Genomic DNA, 4,371 nt, shown 5'->3' on the forward strand with positions numbered 1-4,371 from the left:
AGCTGCACCTGCTGACGCGTGAATCGGTGGTCGCGTCGCACCTGCTGTTCAAGCCCGGCGAGCCCTACGATCCGCGGCTGCTGCGCGAGTCGGAGCGCATCCTGCGCCGCGAGTCGTACTTCCGCGATGCCCACATCCGGCCAGTCGCGCTGCACGACGGCATCGTCGACCTCGAGGTGGTGACGCAGGACGTGTGGACGCTGAATCCCGGCGTGTCGCTCGGCCGCTCGGGCGGCAAGAACAGCAGCGGCTTCAGCCTGGAAGACGCCAACCTGCTCGGCCTCGGCAAGGAGCTCGGCTTCTCGTTCAAGTCCGAGGTCGACCGCAGCAGCAAGACGCTGAGCTACCACGACAACCACGTGCTCGACAGCTGGTGGGACCTGCAGGCCCAGTACTCCAACAACAGCGACGGCCATGTGCACGCGCTGGCCGTCAAGCGGCCGTTCTATGCGCTCGACACCTCATGGACCGCCGGTTCGCAGGTGCGCGACGAGGCGCGGGTCGATTCCGTCTACGACCGCGGCGACGTGATCCGCCAGCTCGACGTGCGCGAGCGCACGATGTCGGTGTATGGCGGCTGGTCCGCCGGCCTGCAGGACGGCTGGGTGACGCGCTGGACCGCCGGCCTGGCGTACGACGAACACCGCGCGACGCTGGTCGTGCCGCCGAACGAGGCGCCGCCGCCCGGCACCGAACGCACACTGGTGTACCCGTGGATCGGCTTCGAGCTGATCCAGGACGCCTTCAGCGAGGTGCGCAACCAGGACCAGATCGGCAAGACCGAGGACGTGTCGCTCGGCTGGCACGTCACCGGCAAGCTGGGTGAATCGCTGCCGGGCCTCGGCGCGGACCGGCGCGCCACGGTGTTCTCGCTGGCTGCGACGGTGGGCCATGCGCTGACGCCGCGGCAGACGCTGCTGCTCGCCGGCTCGGCGCTCGGCCGCGTCGAGGACGGACAGCTGCAGAACTCGCTGTTCAAGGCGGAGGGCCGCTACTACCTGCGGCAGTCGCCGCGCCGCAGCTTCTTCATGGACCTGTCGGCGCAGCGCGGCGTGCGGCTCGACGACRGCCAGCAGGTGCTGCTCGGCGGCGACAACGGCCTGCGTGGCTACCCGCTGCGCTACCAGAGCGGCGACGGCCGCTGGCTGTTCACGACCGAGCAGCGCGTGTTCACGAACTGGTACCCGTTCCGGCTCTTCAACGTCGGCGGCGCGGTGTTCTACGACATGGGCCGCACCTGGGGGCAGGRCGCGGTGCCGGACGCTTCGCACAAGCTGCTGAGGGACGTGGGCTTCGGGCTGCGCCTGGGCAACAGCCGCACCTCGCTCGGCAACGTGATCCACGTCGATGTCGCGTTCCCGCTGGACGGCGACCGCTCGATCAAGAAGGCGCAGTTCGTCGTCGAGGTCAAGGAGAGCTTCTAGGGCCTGTCAACCTTCGGGAAGGCTCGCCCACTGCCGCACGCGCTCGATCACCGTCGCCGCGTCCAGGCTCTTGTCGTACAGCCCGTCTGCGCCGTATTTCTGCGCGGTCGGCCGCAGCCCGGCCAGGTCCTGGTTGGTCAGCACCAGCGCCTTGCAGTCGTTGCCCCTGTCGCGCAGCGCCTTCAGCACGTTGAAGCCGTTGCCGGGCRACAGGGCGACGTCCAGCGTCACGACGCCGGGGCGCAGKCGCTCGATCATCTCGATGGCCTCGTCCTCGGCCGCGGCGATGCCCACCACGCTGACGCCCGGGATGGCCATCAGCAGCCGCTCCAGCCATGTCTGGATCAGCTCCGAGTCTTCGACGATGACGACGTTCAGCGGCATCCGGGCAGCGTAAACCGGGGCGCGAGGCGTGTGAACCGGACGCCGTATCGATCGGATGGAGGGCGATTGCCTACACGTCAGCCCGGATCCGTCAGCCCGCGGGCCACGCAGTACTTCGTCAGTTCGGTGTTGTTCTTCCAGCCGGTCTTCTCCAGCATCCGTGCCCGGTAGGTGCCCACCGTCTTCACCGACAGCCCCATCAGCTGCGCGATCTCGGCCGGCGCCTTGCCGGCGGCGATCAGCTGCATCACCCGCAGCTCCTGGGCCGAGAGCTGCTCGTGTGGCTCGCCGGCGGCGGAACGCCCGCCCAGCAGGTCGACCAGGTGGTCGGCGGCGGCCTCGGTCACGTAGCGGCGACCCTCGCCGATGCGCCGCAGCGCGGTCACCAGCTCGTCGCCGGCCCGGTCCTTCGGCAGGTAGCCGGCGACCCCCATCTTCAGCAGCCGCGCGGCGTAGGCGGCTTCCACGTTGAAGCTCAGCACCAGGATCGGCACCGGCCCGGCCAGCTGCAGCATCCGGCTGGCGCCTTCGGTGCCGGTGGTGTCGGGCAGCCCCATGTCGAGCACGACGAAGCCGGGCGAGAAGGCCTTGAACGTCTCGCAGGCCTGCGCGAGCGTCGTCGCCTCCTCGACATGGGCGTCCGGCCAGGCGCCGAGGATCAGCTGGCGCACGCCCAGCCGCATGATCGGGTGGTCGTCGACGATCAGCACCTTCATGCCGGCCATGCTTCCTCCACGCGGGCGGGTTGCTGCAGCGGGATGCGGGCGACCACCTCCGAACCGCCGTCCGGCCCCGGCCCGAACTCGAACGCGCCGCCGACCATCGCGGCGCGTTCGCGCATGTTGCGCAGGCCGCTCGCGTCGGCGCGCACCGGCTGCGGGCCGATGCCGTTGTCGCTGATGCGCAGCACGTACAGGCCGCGGAACTCGCAGCCGGTGATCGAGACGCGCGTCGCCTGCGCATGCCGCAGCGCATTGGTCGTCGCCTCCTGGACGATGCGGAACAACTGGTTCGCGCGGTCGCTCTCCAGCTGCTCGTCGTCGTCGATCTCGGCCGTGACCTCCAGCTGCCCCGGCCGCGTCAGCCGCTCGGCGAAGTGCGACACCGCCGCCCCGAAGCCCAGGTCGTCGAGCAGCGGCGGGCGCAGCTCGGTCGCGATGCGCCGCGCGATGACGATCGATTCGTCGAGCATGCCGGTCAGCTGGGCCAGCTTGTCGCCCGGCAGCTCGGGGTGGTCGCGCGCCAGCTGCTGCACCACCAGCTTGGTGCCGGTGACGATCTGCCCGAACTGGTCGTGCACCTCGCGGGCCAGGCGCCGGCGCTCGGCCTCGATGCTGTCGTCCAGCTGCTTCGCGAACGACTGCAGCCGGTCGCGTGCCGAGCGCACTTCCTCGGTGCGGTCGTCGACCATGCTCTCGAGCATGCGGCTGAAGCGCCGCAGCGAATCCTCGGCGCGGTCGCGGCGGCGCTGCTCGTCGGCCAGCAGCCACAGCGCGCCGATGATCAGCGCGCAGCCACCGGCCGCCAGCGCGACGATCAGCGCCGCGGTGCGCGCCTGCAGCCGCGCGGCATCGGCGTCGCGCCGGATCACGTGCTCGCGCCGCACGGTGGCGAGCGCCTCGAACTCGGCGCGGATCGCATCCATCGCGAGCTTGCCGTCCAGGTCGGTGCCGGCGCCGGCGGGTTCCACCTCGCCGCTGCGGCGCTTCAGCACATGGGCATCGGCGAGCGCGATGCGGCGCTGCACCAGGTCGTCGATGCGCTGGCGGATGGTGGCGAAGTCACCGTGCGGCCCCGACGGCGTGGCCAGGTGCTGCATCAGGTCGGCATAGGTGTCGGGGAACTTCGCCTTGCCCCGCTCGTACGGCGCCAGGCTTTCGGTGCTGCCGCTGAGCAGGTAGCCGCGCTGGCCGGTCTCGATGTCGAGCAGCAGCGTGAGCGTCTTGTCGATCAGCCCGAGCGTCTGCTCGTCGCGCCGGCGCTCCTGGGCCTGGGCGGCCAGGTCCTGCAGGCCGCGGTAGCCGGCACCGGCGGTCACGCCGAAGGCGGTGGCACCGGCCACGATCAGCCACAGCGCGAGCTGCGCCGTTCGCCACCACGGCAGGGCCGGGCGCTCAGACGATGCCGATTCCAAGGGCCATACCTCCCTGGCGCGCCAATGTGTTGCGCATGGTATGCGCGGAGAGCCGACGCCGGTACCGGTTCCAACCCATCCGACACATTGGGGATGACAGCGCAAGCGGAACTGATCGACAGTCCGGCGGATGGCGTGTAGCAAAGTGTGTCAGACAGGCGCGTTTGCGGTTAGATTTCCCCCAGGGGGAAGTTTGAATGCGCAGTGCGCGAGCACACGATCTGCCGCCGTTCCATGTCACGGCGCGCCTGGACGACACCGGGTCTTGCGATGTCTTCATCACCGATGGGCAATCGGTGGGCCGGCTTGCCCGGGCCGTGCCCGACCTGCCGGCCTTGCGCCGGCTGTCGCATGCCGCCGCTGAAGGCGACCTGCACGCGAGCATCACCTTGTTCGCTCAGCTGTTCCCGGGCGTCATCGGTGCCACGC

Annotated in this window: 5 protein-coding genes; 2 read left to right on the forward strand and 3 right to left on the reverse strand. The window is 70.2% G+C overall.

Annotated features, from left to right (window positions below; genetic code table 11):
* The coding region (locus AC1DXV_RS31860; RefSeq protein WP_477937488.1) for a BamA/TamA family outer membrane protein at positions 1 to 1,424 on the forward strand (1,424 nt) is incomplete at its 5' end.
* Between the two features lie 6 nt (positions 1,425 to 1,430).
* On the opposite strand, the gene AC1DXV_RS31865 is transcribed toward AC1DXV_RS31860, so the two are convergent.
* From AC1DXV_RS31865 to AC1DXV_RS31875, 3 genes are all read right to left on the reverse strand, one after another.
* Positions 1,431 to 1,808, reverse strand: coding sequence for a response regulator (locus AC1DXV_RS31865; protein ID WP_477937490.1), 378 nt, complete (start codon positions 1,806 to 1,808; stop codon positions 1,431 to 1,433).
* A 77-nt stretch (positions 1,809 to 1,885) separates the two neighbouring features.
* Positions 1,886 to 2,533, reverse strand: coding sequence for a response regulator (locus AC1DXV_RS31870; RefSeq protein ID WP_477869847.1), 648 nt, complete (start codon positions 2,531 to 2,533; stop codon positions 1,886 to 1,888).
* Positions 2,521 to 3,942, reverse strand: coding sequence for a CHASE3 domain-containing protein (locus tag AC1DXV_RS31875; RefSeq protein WP_477869849.1), 1,422 nt, complete (start codon positions 3,940 to 3,942; stop codon positions 2,521 to 2,523). Before AC1DXV_RS31875 ends, AC1DXV_RS31870 begins: the two co-directional genes overlap by 13 nt.
* Positions 3,943 to 4,139: 197 nt before the next feature.
* On the opposite strand from AC1DXV_RS31875, the gene AC1DXV_RS31880 reads away from it, so the two are divergent.
* Positions 4,140 to 4,371: hypothetical protein (locus AC1DXV_RS31880; RefSeq protein ID WP_477937492.1), on the forward strand; the 232-nt coding region annotated here is incomplete at its 3' end.

Source organism: Rhizobacter sp. P3_C12 (assembly GCF_056402735.1).